This is a genomic window from Deefgea piscis (assembly GCF_019665785.1).
In the GTDB taxonomy this organism is placed as follows: domain Bacteria; phylum Pseudomonadota; class Gammaproteobacteria; order Burkholderiales; family Chitinibacteraceae; genus Deefgea.
This window is the reverse complement of record NZ_CP081149.1, coordinates 3,432,248-3,447,498: the sequence shown is the minus strand read 5'-3', so window position 1 is coordinate 3,447,498 and position 15,251 is coordinate 3,432,248. Positions and strand designations below refer to the sequence as shown.

The following is a 15,251-nucleotide window of genomic DNA, read 5'->3' as shown; positions in this document are numbered from 1 at the left end:
GAAATTTTAATGATTACTTAGAAATAATAAATCATATTTAATTGTTGGGGTGATTTGCAGACAATGAAACCTCATTCAAGAGGTGTTTTTGTGACGTTCGATTGGCTGGTTTTTACCAAGGCTTTAGGCTTGTGCGCAGCGCTGATTATGGCGATTGGCGCGCAAAATGCGTATGTGTTGAAAATGGGAATTCAAAAGCAGCATGTATTGCTGACCTTGGCGGTGTGTATCACGCTGGATGCGCTGCTGATTGCTGCAGGCGTACTCGGAATGGGAGTCTTGGTACAGTCATCACCGATTTTATTGTCGATTGCCCGCTGGGGCGGCGCGGCTTTTTTGCTGTGTTATGGCTTGCGCAGTTGGGCGGCGGTGTTACGACGCAATACTTTGCAGGTGGAGGTCCAGCCCGAGGCTATCACTGCCTTACGTGCTTTGTTGACCATTTTGGCGATTTCTCTACTGAACCCGCATGTCTATCTGGATACCGTGGTGCTATTGGGTTCAATTGGCGGTAGTTATCCGCTGGCAATGCAGCCTAGCTTTATTTTGGGGGCCGCTACGGCATCACTTTTGTGGTTTTCGGTATTGGGTTTTGCGGCACAAGCATTGTCGCGATATTTGTCGCGCCCGATTGCTTGGCAATGGATTGATGGTATTACCGGTGGAACGATGTTGTTTTTAGCAGGCAGCTTGGTAATGGCTTAGTAAAATATAGATTTTCTTGACGATTAAATGACGCTTTTTGATAGGTTTGTTGGCTATATTGAGTAATACGTAAGTATTTAACTCAATAGGTACCCATAGGATGCGTCAGCCATTTGGCTTTTTGCCTACTTACTTGCCGAGTTGCCTATTTGGATTGCTGTATTTTGTGGTGGCCAAATACAGTTTGCATCTGGCATTTGCCGCAACCAGTGTCTCGCCAATTTGGCCACCTGCGGGTATTGCCATCGCAGGCATGATTCTCATCGGTTATCGCTCAATACCCTTCCTAGTGATAGCGGCATTCGCCGCTAATCTCACCAATCTGTGGGTGCAAAATTTACCGATCAATCTGCAAAGCATTTTGGTCTGCGCAGCGATTGGTGTTGGCAACTCGCTGGAAGCCTTCGTGGGGGCGATGCTGATTGAACGCTGGATTGGGCATGCTCAATTATTGGCGCGCTTTCAAAATGTATTTCGTTTGGTCTTAATTGCATTATTAGCTGCACTCTGTAGTGCGCTGATTGGTTGTTTGAGTTTGATCTGGGGTGGTGTATTACCTGCCGCAGCATGGTTGAATGTGTTTAGCACTTGGTGGATGGGCGACGTTTGCGGCATTTTGGTGATGACGCCCTTGGTTTTATGTTTTTGGTCGGCAGCACTAGAGCGAAAACCATTACCAAAACTTCGCATTATCATGGCGTTTTTTGCCATTTTAGCGCTGCTATTGGCCATTGTTTTTACGCCTGTTTTTGCCCAAAGCTCCCCCTTATTACTGCTTTTATTATTGCCGCCAATCGCTTGGGCCGCTTGGCATGATCAGGGTCGAGGCGTTACTGCCTGTGTGTTTGTAGTGGTTTCCGTAGCTATCTGGGCGACTTTGCAAGGGCGTGGGTCATTTGCTGATCAGGATTTAAATAGTGCGCTGATTTCACTCGATAGTTTTGTCGCGGTTTGGTGTGTGATTGGTTTGGCCTTAGCGGCTGATTTGAATGAGCGCCAACGACTCGCACTGAGCCATCGCGTTGACGCCAAAGATTTAATGCCTTGGTTGGTGCTGTTGATTGGCATTGCTTTGACCATTACTGCTTGGGATCAGGCACAAAAAAGTCGGCGCGAACAAAATCAATTGCAATTTAATCGTCAAGCACAGGAATTGGCCGAGCGGATCATTGAAAGAATTAAAATCTATGAGCACATTTTACTCAGTGTGAATGGCTTATTTGCTATTAAAGAGATTACTAGCCCCGAAGAGTGGCATCAGTATATCGAGCACTTATTTATCCAACAGCGCCTACCGGGCGTGCAGGGCATCAGCTATGCCGCGTATCTACGTGGCGCGGCGCAAAAATCGCAGTTTGAAAAAACGCAGCAAAAAATCAGGCCAAACTTCCAAGTTCAACCGGCGGGTGAGCGAGAAATTTATACGATCGTTACTTATCTGGAGCCGAATACTTGGCGAAACCAGCGTGCTATCGGTTTTGATCTGTATTCTGAAGTAGTACGACGTCATGCGATTGAATTGGCTCGCGATACCGGCCAGCCAACGCTTACTGGCAAAATCAAGTTGCGACAAGAAACGCAGCAAGATCAACAAAACGGCAGCATCTTAATGGTGCCGGTATTTCAGCGTGCGATGCCGACGAATACCGTGGCGCAGCGGCAAGCTGCTTTTCGTGGCGTGATTGCCAGCCCATTTCGGATGAAAGATTGGACCTTGGCTACGCTAGGACAAGGCTTGCAACAGTTTCATCTCCAGTTATTTGATGGCGCTACCACGAACCCTAAGGCGTTGATGTTTGCGAATCAGACGACACCGGCTTGGGGAGATTCAGATTTACGCCCGCAGGTATTTACATTGAATTTACCTAATCACCAATGGACATTACAGCTCGCGCCCAGCAAGGCGTTTGTTGCCGCTGTTGGTTATCAAAATGAAAGAAATATTTTGATGGGTGGCTTACTGGTGAGTGTTTTGTTGTTTGCCTTATTGCGCACCTTATTGCTGAGTAATCATAAAGCGATGCGCTTGGCAAAAACAATGGCCGCGTCGTTGCGAGAATCTGAGGCCAAATTTAGTTCGCTGGTCGATACCGCAGGTGAGGCCATTATTGTTACCGATGCCTCTGGGCGAATTCTGTCATTTAACGCCAGTGCCGAAAAATTATTTGCCTATCGCAAAGAAGAAATCCTCGGTGATAGTTTATTAATAATGATTTCACCAGCAGACCGAGCTATTTATCAGGCTGTTTTTGCTGCGAATGCCAAGGCGGACAGCGAAATGGGCTTTGCACAACAAACAGAATTATTGGCATTACACCGGCAAGGGCATGAATTTCCCATTGCCTGTTCGCTATCGGCTTGGGAATTTAATGGTGCAGTGTATTTTGGCGCCATTATTATGGATTTAACGGCACGAAAACAAATAGAAAATGAATTATCCGAAGCACTGAATATCGCTGAATTAGCCAATAAAGCCAAGAGTGCATTTTTAGCCAATATGAGTCATGAAATTCGAACGCCACTGAATGCGATTTTAGGCTTTTCATCGCTATTAGCCGATACCGAATTAAATCGTCAACAACATGAATTTTTGGCTGCGATTCATTCCGGTGGTGATTTATTGCTGTGCCAAATTAATGATTTGCTCGATTTTTCAAAAATTGAAGCCGGTAAATTAGAAATTGAGCAGATCGATTTTGATGTTCGCTGTACTTTAGAGGACACATTCGATCTAGTTTCGACCAAAGCAGCAGAAAAAAATCTCACCATGGCATGCTTGATTGATCCCTCTACGCCGTGGCGGCTGCGTGGTGATCCTGCTCGCATTCGGCAAATTATGCTTAATTTGCTCAATAACGCGATTAAATTTACCGCGCAAGGTGAAGTGATTGCCAGAGTTCATGCCGAGCCAGTCAATGAGCGGCAATATCGACTCTTTATTGCCATCTCAGACACTGGGGTGGGCATTTCGCCAGAAGTGCAGCTTAAATTATTTCAGCCCTTTACTCAGGCCGACTCATCCACCACGCGTCAATTTGGTGGTACGGGCTTGGGATTGTCGATTTGTAAGCGCTTATGCGAGATTATGGGTGGTCATATTAAGCTAAAGAGTCAGCTTGGCGCTGGCGCCACTTTCTCGTTTAATCTTTTGCTTGATGCTGCCGAAAGCGATAGCGGTCAGCCTAGCTTGGCGCCGTCCATACAGGGGCAGCGAGTTTTGCTGCTGGAGCACTTTGCAATTAATCGCGAATTGCTCAGTTTGCAATTACAAAGTATGGGTTTAGTCGTTGAGGTGTTTGCCGATGAGGCCGCTGTGCTCGCTCGGCTCGCTAATCAGTCTGATTTTATCGTCGCTATTGTCGATAACTTAGGCTTGGGCCGCGCTATTCGACAATTGGATGCTAGCCTTCCTCTGGTGTTATTAACCGCCGTGAGTCAGCAAGGGCAGGCCGCATTGGCCAAAGAAATTGGCTTTGCCGCATTTTTAAGTAAACCGATTCGTACTGCGCAATTACATGCGTGTTTAAACGAAGTACTCAATCTGCAGCAAAAGCCTGAGGATGAAAGGGCCTTGGTGACGGTGCATCATATTGCTGAAATGCAGCATAAAACCTATGTTTTGCTGGCAGAGGACAATCAAATTAATCAAAAAATTGCGGTATTGATGTTAGAGAAAATCGGTTGTCGGGTCGACGTGGTCGCCGATGGCCGTGAGGCGCTCAATGCGGTACAACAAAATGATTACGACTTAGTGTTTATGGATTGCCAAATGCCAGAAATGGACGGTTTTGCGGCGACGGAGGCGATTCGCACACTCGATAATGCAAAACGAAGTATTCCAATTGTCGCGCTCACCGCGAATGCGTTTGCTGAAGATATCCGCCATTGCTACGCCGTGGGGATGAATGATTTTCTCTCAAAACCAGTCAAGATCGAAGATTTGAAAAAAACAATTGAGAAATGGGGGATGAAACCATCCCCAGTGCAAACAAGTTGACGACGAGGTAGTACGCCTGCTGATCCTGATGCTGCATTCGCCGTTGCAATGGTTTTTTAAAATAACAGTCATTCAACGTCAATCTTGTGCATCAACCAGCGCTTTAATTTTGCTGGCTTTTTCAAAATGATCGAGCTGATGCGTTTGAATCCACCACGTGGCAGCCTCCATCAATAGGGCGGGATTGGTGTTTTTATTGGCGAAAAAAGCATAAAAAGATAAGCCCACGTTTTCGCCCTTTGCCGCGATTTTCTGCTCACAAACCTGTAGGATTTTTTGTTTAAGTATTGGACTCACTGCGGTAATCCCTGAATTTATTTCCCGATTAGCGACCCAGCCTAGCAAAATCCCGTAGGAGCGGGCTTGCCCGCGAAAGCAATGCCAATATCAGCGTGAATGGCCCCAATTGGCCACTCTTTCGCAGGCCAGCCAGCGCCTAACTGAGATGACTTATTTATCAGAATTTATAGGTATTGACCTGTAGATTATAAAAATAATAGGCTACAGACTAATACCTCAATAATTTATTTCTGGCGCAATCATTTCTGCGTAATCATAAAGCGCTGCCAAAATTGTTTCACCGCGCTCGTCGGTGTCTTCTGAAAGGCGATCAATTTCTTCGCTATACGCTTCGAGCGTTCGCGCACCTGCGGCACCATCAAACAGTTTCTCACTACGCCATTTGTCCCAGCGCTGCACTTCTTGTTCGTTTAAGCTCGTTGGGTAATTTCTGGCGCGATAGCGGAAAAATAATTCTTCTAGCTGTCTGTCGTCAAAGTGCGCTTGTTCTAGCGCGAGTTTTTCTGGCGAGAGGGTGCGAATGCGGTTCAGCGTACGGCGATCGGTCGGAGAAACAAAGCCGCCGTATAAATTGGCATCGACATCAATGGTTTCGCCTTGGTTATTCCGCTTAAAAACATCGCGCCAAATCGGGCTTAAATCAGGGCTATTGGCCAACTTAGCGGCATGCGTTTGAATGAGGTCCAGATTAACCCCCCAAAGGGTCGCTTGCTCTGCGCTTAGCGTTTTTAAATTGTTGACCACAATCGGCGATTTATTGGCATGAATGGTCTTGATGGGGAGCCGTGTAACGCCCTCGGCTAAATCGGCTTGTTTGCTAAACATGCGCTCGCGCATCGTTGCCGCGTCCAGCGTAAATAGCTCGCTAGGATCAAAGGCCAAATCCCAAACGATGATTTCATTTTTATTGGTGGGGTGCGTCGCCAGCGGCCAAACGATCGCCAAGTTGCCGCGATCAACCCCATACATGCCCGAAATATGAATAAAAGGCTTGGGGTTGGCCAAATTGATTTCGTCAAAAACACGATCTTTTTTGCGTAAAGCAAGGCAAAAATCAAACAGCCGCGGTTGTTTTTCGCGGATCAAGCGCGCTAAAGCAATCGTCGCTCTGACGTCCGACAAGGCATCATGCGCTGCCTCATGTGCCAAATGATTGGCTTGGCTTAAGTGCTCAAGCTTAAAGCTGACTTTCCCTTCGTCATTGACTGGCCATTCAATCCCTGCAGGGCGCAGTGCATAGCAAGCTCGAACCACATCGAGCAAATCCCAGCGCGAGCAATCGTTCTGCCATTCCCGCGCATAAGGATCCATTAAATTGCGCCAAAACAGATAGCGGGTGACTTCATCATCAAAACGAATGGTGTTGTAACCCACACCAATTGTTCCCGGCTGAGCTAGCTCGCGTTCGATTAAATTGGCAAATTGATTTTCGGGCACGCCTTTTTCTAAGCATGTTTGCGGGGTAATGCCCGTGAGTAGGCAAGCAAAAGGATCGGGCAAAAAATCATTGGCGGGCTGGCAATAGATCATCAGCGGCTCGCCGATCTCATTGAGCTCGCTATCGGTACGAATCCCGGCAAACTGGCTGGGTCGATCCAAGCGCGGCGTTGCGCCAAAGGTTTCGTAATCGTGCCAGAAAAAAGTGCTATCCATTGCGCTACCGTCAGTTAATTAAACCTTGTCATCATAACGGGATTACGCCATTTTGGGCGTGGCAAAATTAAAAGCGAGAAGCGAAAATCTAGCCTGACCTGCCATTAACACCCGCGCAAGAGCAAGAAGGACGCCGCTTGGTCAAAGCACTAATGCCGAAATTAATAACCGCAAAGCTGATTTTGGATTGACGTTTAACACTGCAACGCCACGCCTTCGCACAGCAAACCATTAGAGATATTTTTAGAGTGTTGTCTCTCTCAATTTGCCGTTTTTTTAGAACATCTAATGACGTTGAGTACGTGTTGATTGCTGTGTGACAAAGACGGATTGCCTGAGTTAGCAGCGATTGGAAGCTAGGTATTGATGTACTGGGTTTTTAGGGACTAAACCCGTTGAACGTACAATAATTGGGCGCGATTTTAGGGGGGGGGCGGGCGTATTCTTAGCAGAAGCAATACTGATATTTTCTGCAGTTCGTCGATGAGCCAATGAACGTCAAAATGAGTGCCACTCACCGCAGCATATACCTACAGCTACCCAATCGAGTTTGGTCTATTTATTCATTTTTGAATTTGACATTAATATTTATTGATACGTATATAAAACCGAGCCTTATTTAGTAATAGCTAGATACAGATACACTGCACAAAGTTACATTAGAGTTAATTATCATCGTGAACCCATTTTCTTGAGTTAGTTGAACGCATCTAAAAACCGCTGGCCAATCAATATGTACCAGAAGGTAGTACGCCAGACGTGATAATTCATCAATGGGTGCAGCCATCGCTGAGAACCAACAGCTCTATGCGGCGCAGCGTGGCGCAAATGCTCAGCAAATCATCTCGGCCTTAAAAACGAAGGGGGCTTGTGAGCAAGAATTCCATCTTTAAGGCAGCTCTCACTCAATGAGATTTACCTTAAAGTTGATGTATTTCCTGCTAAGCTTTGCAATTGAAGGGCTGCGATCGAATACATCAATAAGGTAGGGTATTCGACGTAAAGTGCCTTTGGTGATTAAGCCCTACGTCGTACCACAGTGTAGGTTTAGATTTGGTCGAGACCGCATGCAACTAAGTAATCGTATGTCTCGTCATAAAACTTAGGGAGACGAGTGTCATCTTGTTCGTCGCCTTTTGGTACGAACACAATTAAGCCTTGGCGCGCTCTTGTTAATAGAACGCGATATGCGTTCTCAAGATAACGTTTTTGCTCTTCTTTGTTGCGCTGTTTCCAACTTGAACCGGTAAACTTCCAGTGCTCGAACCGGCCTTTTCGGTAGCGATAATCAGCATCCCAAGCAACAATGCTCCAGTCGAGCTCCAATCCTTGTATGTCAAATTCAGTGGCGACATCTTCTAAGTAATGACAAGAGCGAACATCCTCAGGCGAATTCAAAAACCAGTCAGCTGCTGCGAGGCGATTTTTCACAAAGATACCTTCGGGTTTTAATCGAATGCCACCGGAGGATGCAATAAGTCCCTTGGTTTCATTGGCTCTAGCTTGGTTTTTTATCCAATTTTTGGCGCTCGTTAAATCGCGAGTCACCTTGATAGAAAAATTGGCTGAAAATTTTTGGTAGCAGCCCGCTGCTTTGTCTGCCTCATTTGCAATCAGATAATGAATCATGTGCGATAAGGTTTCGGCGCGAAAAGAGCGCATTGACGTTGATAAATGCAAACTAGGTTCTGCGTAGGCATTTTTAATGCCAGCAAAGCAAACATCACGTCCTGCGTATTCAATTTGGCTGAGCTTTTCGGAGAAGTGAACAGACCAGTGCGGATATCTGGAGACTAAGGCATCAACCCAGCCTTGTAAACCGGCCTCCCCAGTATTGATCTCTTGACCTCCACCAATTAAAGCCACAATCACACACCAATCGCAATGTCGATCCATTACGCTAATTAGAAAGTCCGGTTCAGATTGGTTGAATGCTTTTTGGCCACGTTTCTGTGTCATGAATTTGGCGGTACTGGCCAAATCCCAAGCTCGCTGCGCTTCATCAAAGATGACGACTTTCTCGGGGGGCGCGGCAGTTAAGTCTTTGAGTGATTCATCGCGGAAACGATGAATGTTTTGAATTTTCGCCTCTGCTGATCGTAGTTCGTGTGCTTTGCTGTACAGTGAACCGCGCTCGATGGCATCTCTTGCTAGGGCTTCGGTTAATACCTCTACCAAAGGACCATTGCCCGATAAAAACACAGCATGCTCATCATCATGGAGATGCTGATGTGAGGTTGCAATATTGAGTCCAACGAGCGTTTTTCCCGTGCCGGGTACACCAGTCACAAAGCAAATAGCTTTTTGTTGTTTGAGTTTGGCTTGGTGAACAATATCTTGAATACGCTGCGATGTAATTTCTAAATTGACCGCTCCAGCATCATTTCGGGAAATATCATTCACGTCGTGATTTGCATATAAAGCCTGTGCGGCTTCGATGATTGTTGGCGTAGGGTGATAACCCGCTTTGAGCCAATACTCAATCACAACGGAAGGTCGTGTTGGCATGTGGAGAGTGCACAATTCAATTGCTGAGAGCAGCGTTTGTGGCGTAACTTTTACAGGGTGAAAGACATTGTCGATGGTGTTCGATAGTTTGAGTTGTGCATTAGCCGCCTTACTCGCTAATAGCATTGGCACAATCATTTTATTATGGCTATCAGCATGAAAGTGATGTAAATCTAGTGCGTAACCATGAGCTTGACGCAAATCTTGTGCATGAAAATGTTGCGCTCCAATTTTACATTCGATGACAAAAATAACATTTTGGTAGATTAAGACCACATCAGCACGTCGTCCCATGCGTGGGATTTGGGCTTCGAATAGCAAGTGTCCACTATCCAGTGGCTTCAGAGCTTGCTGCAAAATCTCGATCTGAACCTGCCATGCTCCGGTTTGTAAAAATTCGATATGTTGCGAGTGCTGTTGTGTGATTTTACCAATAATTGAGTCGGTGGATTCGGTCAAAAAGTCAACGAGGGAGCTTGAGTACAGTGCACGTTGAGGCATCATGATCGGCCTCCCTGCTCAAAAAGCTTAATGGCAGGAAGGTTGAGAGCATTGGCTAGGCGTAAAATATTCAAGAGGCTGACATTGCGTACTCCTCGTTCAATGCCGCTGATATAAGTACGATCTAAGTCGGCCAATAAACCTAGCTGCTCTTGGCTCAGCCCTTGTTCAAGGCGAAGTTGTTTGAGTCGTAATCCAAATACAATCAGTTCTTGATTGACCATGCGTTTCTCACTCGAGTGTTATCGCATGATCCAGGTGGTGTGACTTATTGGTCTACGGACGATAAGTCACACTTTGGGCTTTATTTTATTGATCCGGTCCTCTGAGGTTTGTTGTTTGCGCGAAGTGCAGCAACAACTCATTGGTTTGGGGTTTGATAAAGATAGCGTTCAGCATGCTAAGCTGAGCCGCGCAGGTTCTGATTGGCAATTTAATGATGGTCAAGGCGCGCATTTTGCTTTTCTTGCCGTGATGGCATGATTTTGCGCTTCGCGCTCGTACCGGAAACGGCTGTTTCGAATAATATCGAGCTAGAACCCGTTAAGTATTCAATGCATACCCCTGATTCACATTTAGCGCAGGAGTCGGTACGGATTGCATCGACAGGGATGCAATTGTCGCGTTACAGCGATTTGGTGCTGGTTGCCAAAATCGGCAGCGACCGTAGCGTGGATTATTGCAATCGAGTTGAGCTGGGTTAGTTGCTCTGACGAGCATGACTGAACGCGATGAATTCACAAGCCAGTAACTGAATGGCTCAATCAATTTTTTGATGAGAATCGTAAAAAGAGTGTTGCTAGAGGTTGAATGGGTTTTTTGACTTTGCGCATGTAGGCAAAAAATACTGAGTTTGCCTACCGAGTGCCGTGTGAGATTTTGAAGCGGAAATGAACAAGGCCCCAACTTGCGTTGAGGCCTTGATTTTTGTGGGGTGGCTGATGGGGCTCGAACCCACGACAACAGGAATCACAATCCTGGACTCTACCAACTGAGCTACAGCCACCACAAAACTTTTATAATCTGCGAATTCTCGGCATGCTTGGCGCACCCGACAGGAATCGAACCTGTAACCTACGACTTAGAAGGTCGTTGCTCTATCCGGTTGAGCTACGGGAGCTCCGTATTTACTACTAAGTGTTTCTGGTCGGGGCGGTGGGATTCGAACTCACGACCACCTGGTCCCAAACCAGGTGCGCTACCGGGCTGCGCTACGCCCCGAACAGAGGCCGAACTATACGTTGCCAAATTCTTCCCGTCAACACCTTGTGCGAACTTTTTTGTGAAAAAAGTAAAATAGTGAGAAAATGCGCCCCTTCACTAGAACAGCCGGAGTAAGCCCATGACTGCCCAGATCCTTGATGGCAAAGCCATTTCTCAAGAAATTGTTGCTGAAGTACGCACTAAAGTCGATGCACGCGTCGCAGCTGGTCAACGTGCTCCAGCCTTGGCTGTGATTCTGGTTGGTAGCGATCCGGCGTCACAAGTTTATGTTGGTAATAAAAAACGCCAGTGTGAAAACGCCGGAATTACCTCATTTGCTTATGATTTGCCAGCTGATACTTCAGAAGCCGAGGTATTAAAGCTGGTTGCCGAACTCAATACTCGCGACGATGTGGATGGGATTTTGGTGCAATTGCCGCTGCCTAAGCATATTGATGCCGATAAAGTAATTGAATTGATCGACCCAATTAAGGATGTGGATGGTTTTCATCCCTACAATATTGGCCGTTTAGTGTTGAAAATGCCTTTGCTGCGGCCATGCACGCCACGTGGTGTGATGACTTTGCTGGAAAAAACCGGCATTGATTTGGTCGGTAAAGATGCGGTGGTGGTGGGCGCGAGCAATATTGTTGGTCGTCCACAAGCATTAGAATTGTTGTTAGCGCGAGCAACAGTAACGATTTGCCATAGCAAAACCAAAGATTTGGCCGAGAAAGTTCGCGGTGCGGATGTGGTGGTGGCGGGCGTGGGGATTCCTAACTTTGTTAAAGGCGAATGGATTAAAGAAGGTGCCATCGTCATTGACGTGGGTATCAATCGCTTAGAAAACGGCAAATTGTGCGGCGACGTTGAATTTGATGCGGCCAAAGAGCGCGCCAGCTGGATTACCCCAGTACCGGGCGGCGTGGGTTTGATGACGGTGGCGACATTGATGCAAAATACGTATGACGCTTGCGTAAATCGCAGTAAATAAGACGTAGGGAATAGGGATTGGGGTGTAGGGAATGTTTATTCCTTACCAATCCCCATTCACCAATCCCCAATCACCTATCCCAATTCACTGACTTACAAGGTTTTATAACATGGCTTACCAACTGGCTAAACCGCTGCTGTTTATGATGGATGCGGAGCGCGCGCATCACGCGGCATTTAAAGGCTTGGGCTTGCTGCACAGCACGGGCTTTTTGCGCACGCTAACGCCAACAGTGCAAAATAATCCAGTGACGGTGATGGGCATTGAGTTCCCCAATCCCGTCGGCTTGGCTGCGGGTTTGGATAAAAATGGCGATTACATTGATACCTTGGCGGAATTAGGGTTTGGCTTTTTAGAAATCGGTACGGTAACGCCGCGCCCACAAACCGGTAATCCCAAGCCACGTTTATTTCGTTTGCCAGAAGCGCGGGCGATTATTAACCGCATGGGGTTTAATAATGGCGGCGTTGATCAGCTGATCAAAAATGTAGAAGCCAGCCAGTATAAGGGTGTACTCGGCATCAATATTGGCAAAAACGCCGATACCCCGATAGAAAATGCCGTTGATGATTATCTTATCGGTTTGCGTAAGGTGTATAACCACGCCAGCTATGTGACGGTGAATATCTCTAGCCCGAATACCAAAAACCTGCGGCAATTGCAGCAAGCCAGTGAATTTGGCGCGCTATTGCAGGCATTAAAAACCGAACAAGCGCGTTTGGCCGATCAATATGATCGCTATGTGCCCATCGCCGTCAAAATTGCGCCGGATTTGGATGGCAATCAAATCCAAGAAATGGGCGAATTACTTATCGCCAATCAAATCGACGGCGTGATTGCCACCAATACCACCTTGTCGCGTACTGGCGTTGAACATCTGCGGCATGGTCAAGAAGCTGGCGGCCTATCGGGTGAACCGGTGCGGGCCAAATCTACTTCGGTGATTCGCGAATTGTCGCGCGTGCTCGATGGTGCTTTGCCGATTATTGGCGTTGGCGGCATTGTGTCCGGCGAGGATGCAGCGGAAAAAATCCGTGCGGGTGCCGCCGTGGTGCAGATTTATAGCGGCTTGATTTATGAAGGTCCGCAATTGATTGCCGATTGCGCCCAAGCCATTGCCCGTGCGTAAAGCCAGCGCGCATCGTGATATTTCAACGATCTAGGTCATGAAATCATCATGAAAGATACGTTAAGCTCAATCCCATTCGTGCCACACTCGGGATTGAGCGCCAACGTAGGTCGCTGATGACTAGACGTAAACGCAGTAAGCAAAACCCGCGCAATAAGCCAGCAAAAACGCGGTTGCGGGTTGGCCCATTTAGTTGAAAAAGGATTTCTGTTGAACGCTCAAGACGAACAAATTACCCAAGTTATTTTGACTTTTGCCCAGCCGGTGTTAGTTGGTTTACCTAATGGCTGCTCAAAGGCGCAGTTCGCCGGCGTTATGCGCACGGTGCTCACCGTATGGAATACCGTGGTAAAAGACGCGCTAGACGGCGGCAATCAGCATGAAACGGCGGTACTGAGCACCATCGCCAGCGCCCCCAAAGAAGTGCAATTGATGGTCAAGCGGCTAATCAAACGCAAAAAAACCAAATTCGCCACTGACCAACGCCAAATCGGCCAGCATTGGGTGCATGAGCAAGGCGGGGAGGTGCTGTTTGGGTGTGAAGCGGCAGATGAGCAGCCAGCACCAAGCGGTGTGCCGTTTAAAACCAAGTAGGATGGGTTGAGCCGATTTTTGGCGATACCCATCGATTGATGTGGGTTTCGCTTTGCGCCACTCATCCTACGAGCTAGCTCGCTGTGTCAGATTAACTGTGTCGGATTAAGAGAAGCCAGATGATAAAAAATGGAAAGCTTATTCAGTGGAACGATGATAAAGGGTTTGGTTTTGTTTCTACAGAAAATGGCGAGCGTTATTTTTTGCATATCAAAGCGATTAAACGAACGACAAAAGGCCGCCCTCAAATTGGCGATCTCGTGACGTTTGAGGCAGGGAGAGATGGACAGGGGCGGCAATTAGCTCTGGCAGCTGTTGTTGGTCAACTAGCTCGTCCAATCAAGAAGAAGGTGACGTCGTCGGGATGGGATTTGATTGATAGTTTGACTTTGATGTTACTGATTTTATGGCCAGCCTTAATTTGGCGCAGTGGATTGGGTCAATTGATTTTTCCGGTTGTTTTATTGCTTAGTATTTGTGCTTTTTTCGCTTACGGACGAGATAAAACACAAGCTCAAAATCAAGAAAGGCGTACCCCTGAAGATACTTTACATGGCTTGGCTTTACTTGGTGGCTGGCCTGGAGCATGGATTGCACAACGTGTTTTTCGCCATAAAACTCAAAAGGGATCGTTTCGTTGGACCTATCTGCTGACTGTGATCGGCAATCTTGTCGGCTTATGGTTCTTGCCTGTTGTATATGCTACGGCGACATCGGGTTAGTCACCTAGGGGTTGGTTGTATCAACCCGCGCTGATTGCGATGCTTTACAACCGAATCAAATTGGCGGGTTACGCAGGCTAACCCGCCCTACGATGATCACGATCACGATCACGTTTTGTTTTGTTGTGATCAATATGGCGCTGTCGGTTGTGTTGGGGCGAGCCCATGCGGCTTTGCTGTTTGAAAGAGTTTGAAAAATAAAGTGGATGTATCGAGTTGTAGCTATTGCTGGTTAAAGCTTCTAGGTCAATACCCCAGTACAATCCCTCAAGGGCTGAGAACATCATGGATTTGAATCATTACCTCTTATTACTCGTCGGTGCGGTGTTGGTGAACAACGTGGTGCTGGTGCGGATTTTGGGGCTTTGCCCATTTATGGGCGTATCAAAAAAACTCGAAGCGTCGATCGGTATGGGTCTGGCGACCGCATTCGTGTTGACCTTGGCGTCGGGTACGTCGTGGATGATCGACCAAGTGTTGATTGTCTGGCATCTGGAATACTTGCGCACGCTGGCGTTTATTGTCGTGATTGCGGCGATTGTGCAATTTACCGAGATGTTTATCCATAAAGCCAGCCCAGTGTTGTATCAGGCCTTGGGGATTTATTTGCCGCTGATTACCACCAATTGCGCGGTGCTCGGTGTGCCGCTGATAAATTCAACTGCCAAGCATACTTTTTTGGAATCCTTGGTGTTTGGCTTTGGCTCGGCGGTGGGTTTCTCGTTGATTTTGATTTTGTTCGCCGCGATGCGCGAACGCCTCGAGGGCGCAGATATTCCGCAAGCCTTTAAAGGCACACCAGCGGCGTTTATTACCGCGGGCTTGATGAGTTTGGCATTTATGGGTTTTGCCGGATTGGTTAAATGATTATGAGTCGGGTGTCGGGAATAGGGCGTTGTTGCCCCGTATCATTTCCTATTCCCCATTCCCCTGTTTGATTAAGGT

At 47.2% G+C, this 15,251-nt stretch carries 13 protein-coding genes and 3 tRNA genes; 9 read left to right on the top strand and 7 right to left on the bottom strand.

The window, feature by feature from the left end:
* Positions 1-63 precede the first annotated feature (63 nt).
* Together K4H25_RS16165 and K4H25_RS16160 are read left to right on the top strand one after the other, a co-directional pair.
* Complete coding sequence (locus K4H25_RS16165) at positions 64-705, top strand: LysE/ArgO family amino acid transporter (protein WP_221021406.1); 642 nt, start codon at positions 64-66, stop codon at positions 703-705.
* A gap of 100 nt (positions 706-805) precedes the next feature.
* Positions 806-4,702, top strand: a complete 3,897-nt coding sequence (locus K4H25_RS16160; protein WP_221021405.1) for a CHASE domain-containing protein — start codon at positions 806-808, stop codon at positions 4,700-4,702.
* 78 nt (positions 4,703-4,780) lie between these two features.
* On the opposite strand, the gene K4H25_RS16155 is transcribed toward K4H25_RS16160, so the two are convergent.
* From K4H25_RS16155 to K4H25_RS16140, 4 genes are all read right to left on the bottom strand, one after another.
* The gene (locus tag K4H25_RS16155) at positions 4,781-4,999 is read right to left on the bottom strand and encodes a DUF6500 family protein (protein ID WP_221021404.1); all 219 of its coding nucleotides are present in this window, start codon (positions 4,997-4,999) and stop codon (positions 4,781-4,783) included.
* Between the two features lie 219 nt (positions 5,000-5,218).
* Positions 5,219-6,655 (bottom strand): exodeoxyribonuclease I, encoded by a 1,437-nt coding sequence (gene sbcB, locus K4H25_RS16150; protein WP_221021403.1) that lies wholly within the window; start codon positions 6,653-6,655, stop codon positions 5,219-5,221.
* Positions 6,656-7,702: 1,047 nt separating this feature from the next.
* A complete protein-coding gene (locus K4H25_RS16145) occupies positions 7,703-9,058 on the bottom strand; it encodes a DUF2075 domain-containing protein (protein ID WP_221021402.1) in 1,356 nt (451 codons plus the stop codon).
* Positions 9,059-9,663: 605 nt separating this feature from the next.
* Positions 9,664-9,888: a helix-turn-helix domain-containing protein gene (locus K4H25_RS16140; RefSeq protein WP_221021401.1), complete on the bottom strand. Its 225-nt coding sequence runs from the start codon at positions 9,886-9,888 to the stop codon at positions 9,664-9,666.
* A gap of 115 nt (positions 9,889-10,003) precedes the next feature.
* Here K4H25_RS16140 and K4H25_RS16135 point away from each other — a divergent pair, with 115 nt between their 5' ends.
* Positions 10,004-10,147, top strand: a complete 144-nt coding sequence (locus K4H25_RS16135) for a hypothetical protein (protein WP_221021400.1) — start codon at positions 10,004-10,006, stop codon at positions 10,145-10,147.
* Positions 10,144-10,368: a hypothetical protein gene (locus K4H25_RS16130; RefSeq protein ID WP_221021399.1), complete on the top strand. Its 225-nt coding sequence runs from the start codon at positions 10,144-10,146 to the stop codon at positions 10,366-10,368. The genes K4H25_RS16135 and K4H25_RS16130 overlap by 4 nt, the downstream gene beginning before the upstream one ends.
* 226 nt (positions 10,369-10,594) lie before the next feature.
* On the opposite strand, the gene K4H25_RS16125 is transcribed toward K4H25_RS16130, so the two are convergent.
* The 3 genes from K4H25_RS16125 to K4H25_RS16115 form a co-directional block, all read right to left on the bottom strand.
* Positions 10,595-10,670: transfer RNA gene (locus tag K4H25_RS16125), tRNA-His, on the bottom strand.
* Positions 10,671-10,707: 37 nt separating this feature from the next.
* Positions 10,708-10,784 (bottom strand) — tRNA-Arg (locus K4H25_RS16120).
* A 24-nt stretch (positions 10,785-10,808) separates the two neighbouring features.
* Positions 10,809-10,885, bottom strand: a tRNA-Pro gene (locus K4H25_RS16115).
* A 121-nt stretch (positions 10,886-11,006) separates the two neighbouring features.
* Between K4H25_RS16115 and folD the strand changes: the two genes are divergently transcribed.
* From folD to rsxA, 5 genes are all read left to right on the top strand, one after another.
* The gene (folD, locus tag K4H25_RS16110; protein ID WP_221021398.1) at positions 11,007-11,861 is read left to right on the top strand and encodes a bifunctional methylenetetrahydrofolate dehydrogenase/methenyltetrahydrofolate cyclohydrolase FolD; all 855 of its coding nucleotides are present in this window, start codon (positions 11,007-11,009) and stop codon (positions 11,859-11,861) included.
* Positions 11,862-11,970: 109 nt separating this feature from the next.
* Positions 11,971-12,990, top strand: a complete 1,020-nt coding sequence (locus tag K4H25_RS16105) for a quinone-dependent dihydroorotate dehydrogenase (protein ID WP_221021397.1) — start codon at positions 11,971-11,973, stop codon at positions 12,988-12,990.
* A 210-nt stretch (positions 12,991-13,200) separates the two neighbouring features.
* Positions 13,201-13,584 carry a hypothetical protein gene (locus tag K4H25_RS16100; protein ID WP_221021396.1) on the top strand — a complete coding sequence of 128 codons (384 nt, stop codon included), beginning with the start codon at positions 13,201-13,203 and terminating at the stop codon, positions 13,582-13,584.
* A 119-nt stretch (positions 13,585-13,703) separates the two neighbouring features.
* Positions 13,704-14,306: a DUF1294 domain-containing protein gene (locus K4H25_RS16095; RefSeq protein ID WP_221021395.1), complete on the top strand. Its 603-nt coding sequence runs from the start codon at positions 13,704-13,706 to the stop codon at positions 14,304-14,306.
* 285 nt (positions 14,307-14,591) lie between these two features.
* Entirely contained in the window at positions 14,592-15,173 is a 582-nt protein-coding gene (gene rsxA, locus K4H25_RS16090) for an electron transport complex subunit RsxA (protein ID WP_173532406.1), read from the top strand.
* Positions 15,174-15,251 lie beyond the last annotated feature (78 nt).

What these genes read in the sequence shown, in the direction of transcription:
- K4H25_RS16165 (WP_221021406.1), top strand. Translation starts at nt 64, where the DNA reads ATGAAACCTCATTCAAGAGGTGTTTTTGTGACGTTCGATTGGCTGGTT.
- K4H25_RS16160 (WP_221021405.1), top strand. Translation starts at nt 806, where the DNA reads ATGCGTCAGCCATTTGGCTTTTTGCCTACTTACTTGCCGAGTTGCCTA.
- sbcB (WP_221021403.1), bottom strand. Translation starts at nt 6,655, where the DNA reads ATGGATAGCACTTTTTTCTGGCACGATTACGAAACCTTTGGCGCAACG.
- K4H25_RS16140 (WP_221021401.1), bottom strand. Translation starts at nt 9,888, where the DNA reads ATGGTCAATCAAGAACTGATTGTATTTGGATTACGACTCAAACAACTT.
- K4H25_RS16130 (WP_221021399.1), top strand. Translation starts at nt 10,144, where the DNA reads ATGATTTTGCGCTTCGCGCTCGTACCGGAAACGGCTGTTTCGAATAAT.
- folD (WP_221021398.1), top strand. Translation starts at nt 11,007, where the DNA reads ATGACTGCCCAGATCCTTGATGGCAAAGCCATTTCTCAAGAAATTGTT.
- K4H25_RS16105 (WP_221021397.1), top strand. Translation starts at nt 11,971, where the DNA reads ATGGCTTACCAACTGGCTAAACCGCTGCTGTTTATGATGGATGCGGAG.
- K4H25_RS16095 (WP_221021395.1), top strand. Translation starts at nt 13,704, where the DNA reads ATGATAAAAAATGGAAAGCTTATTCAGTGGAACGATGATAAAGGGTTT.
- rsxA (WP_173532406.1), top strand. Translation starts at nt 14,592, where the DNA reads ATGGATTTGAATCATTACCTCTTATTACTCGTCGGTGCGGTGTTGGTG.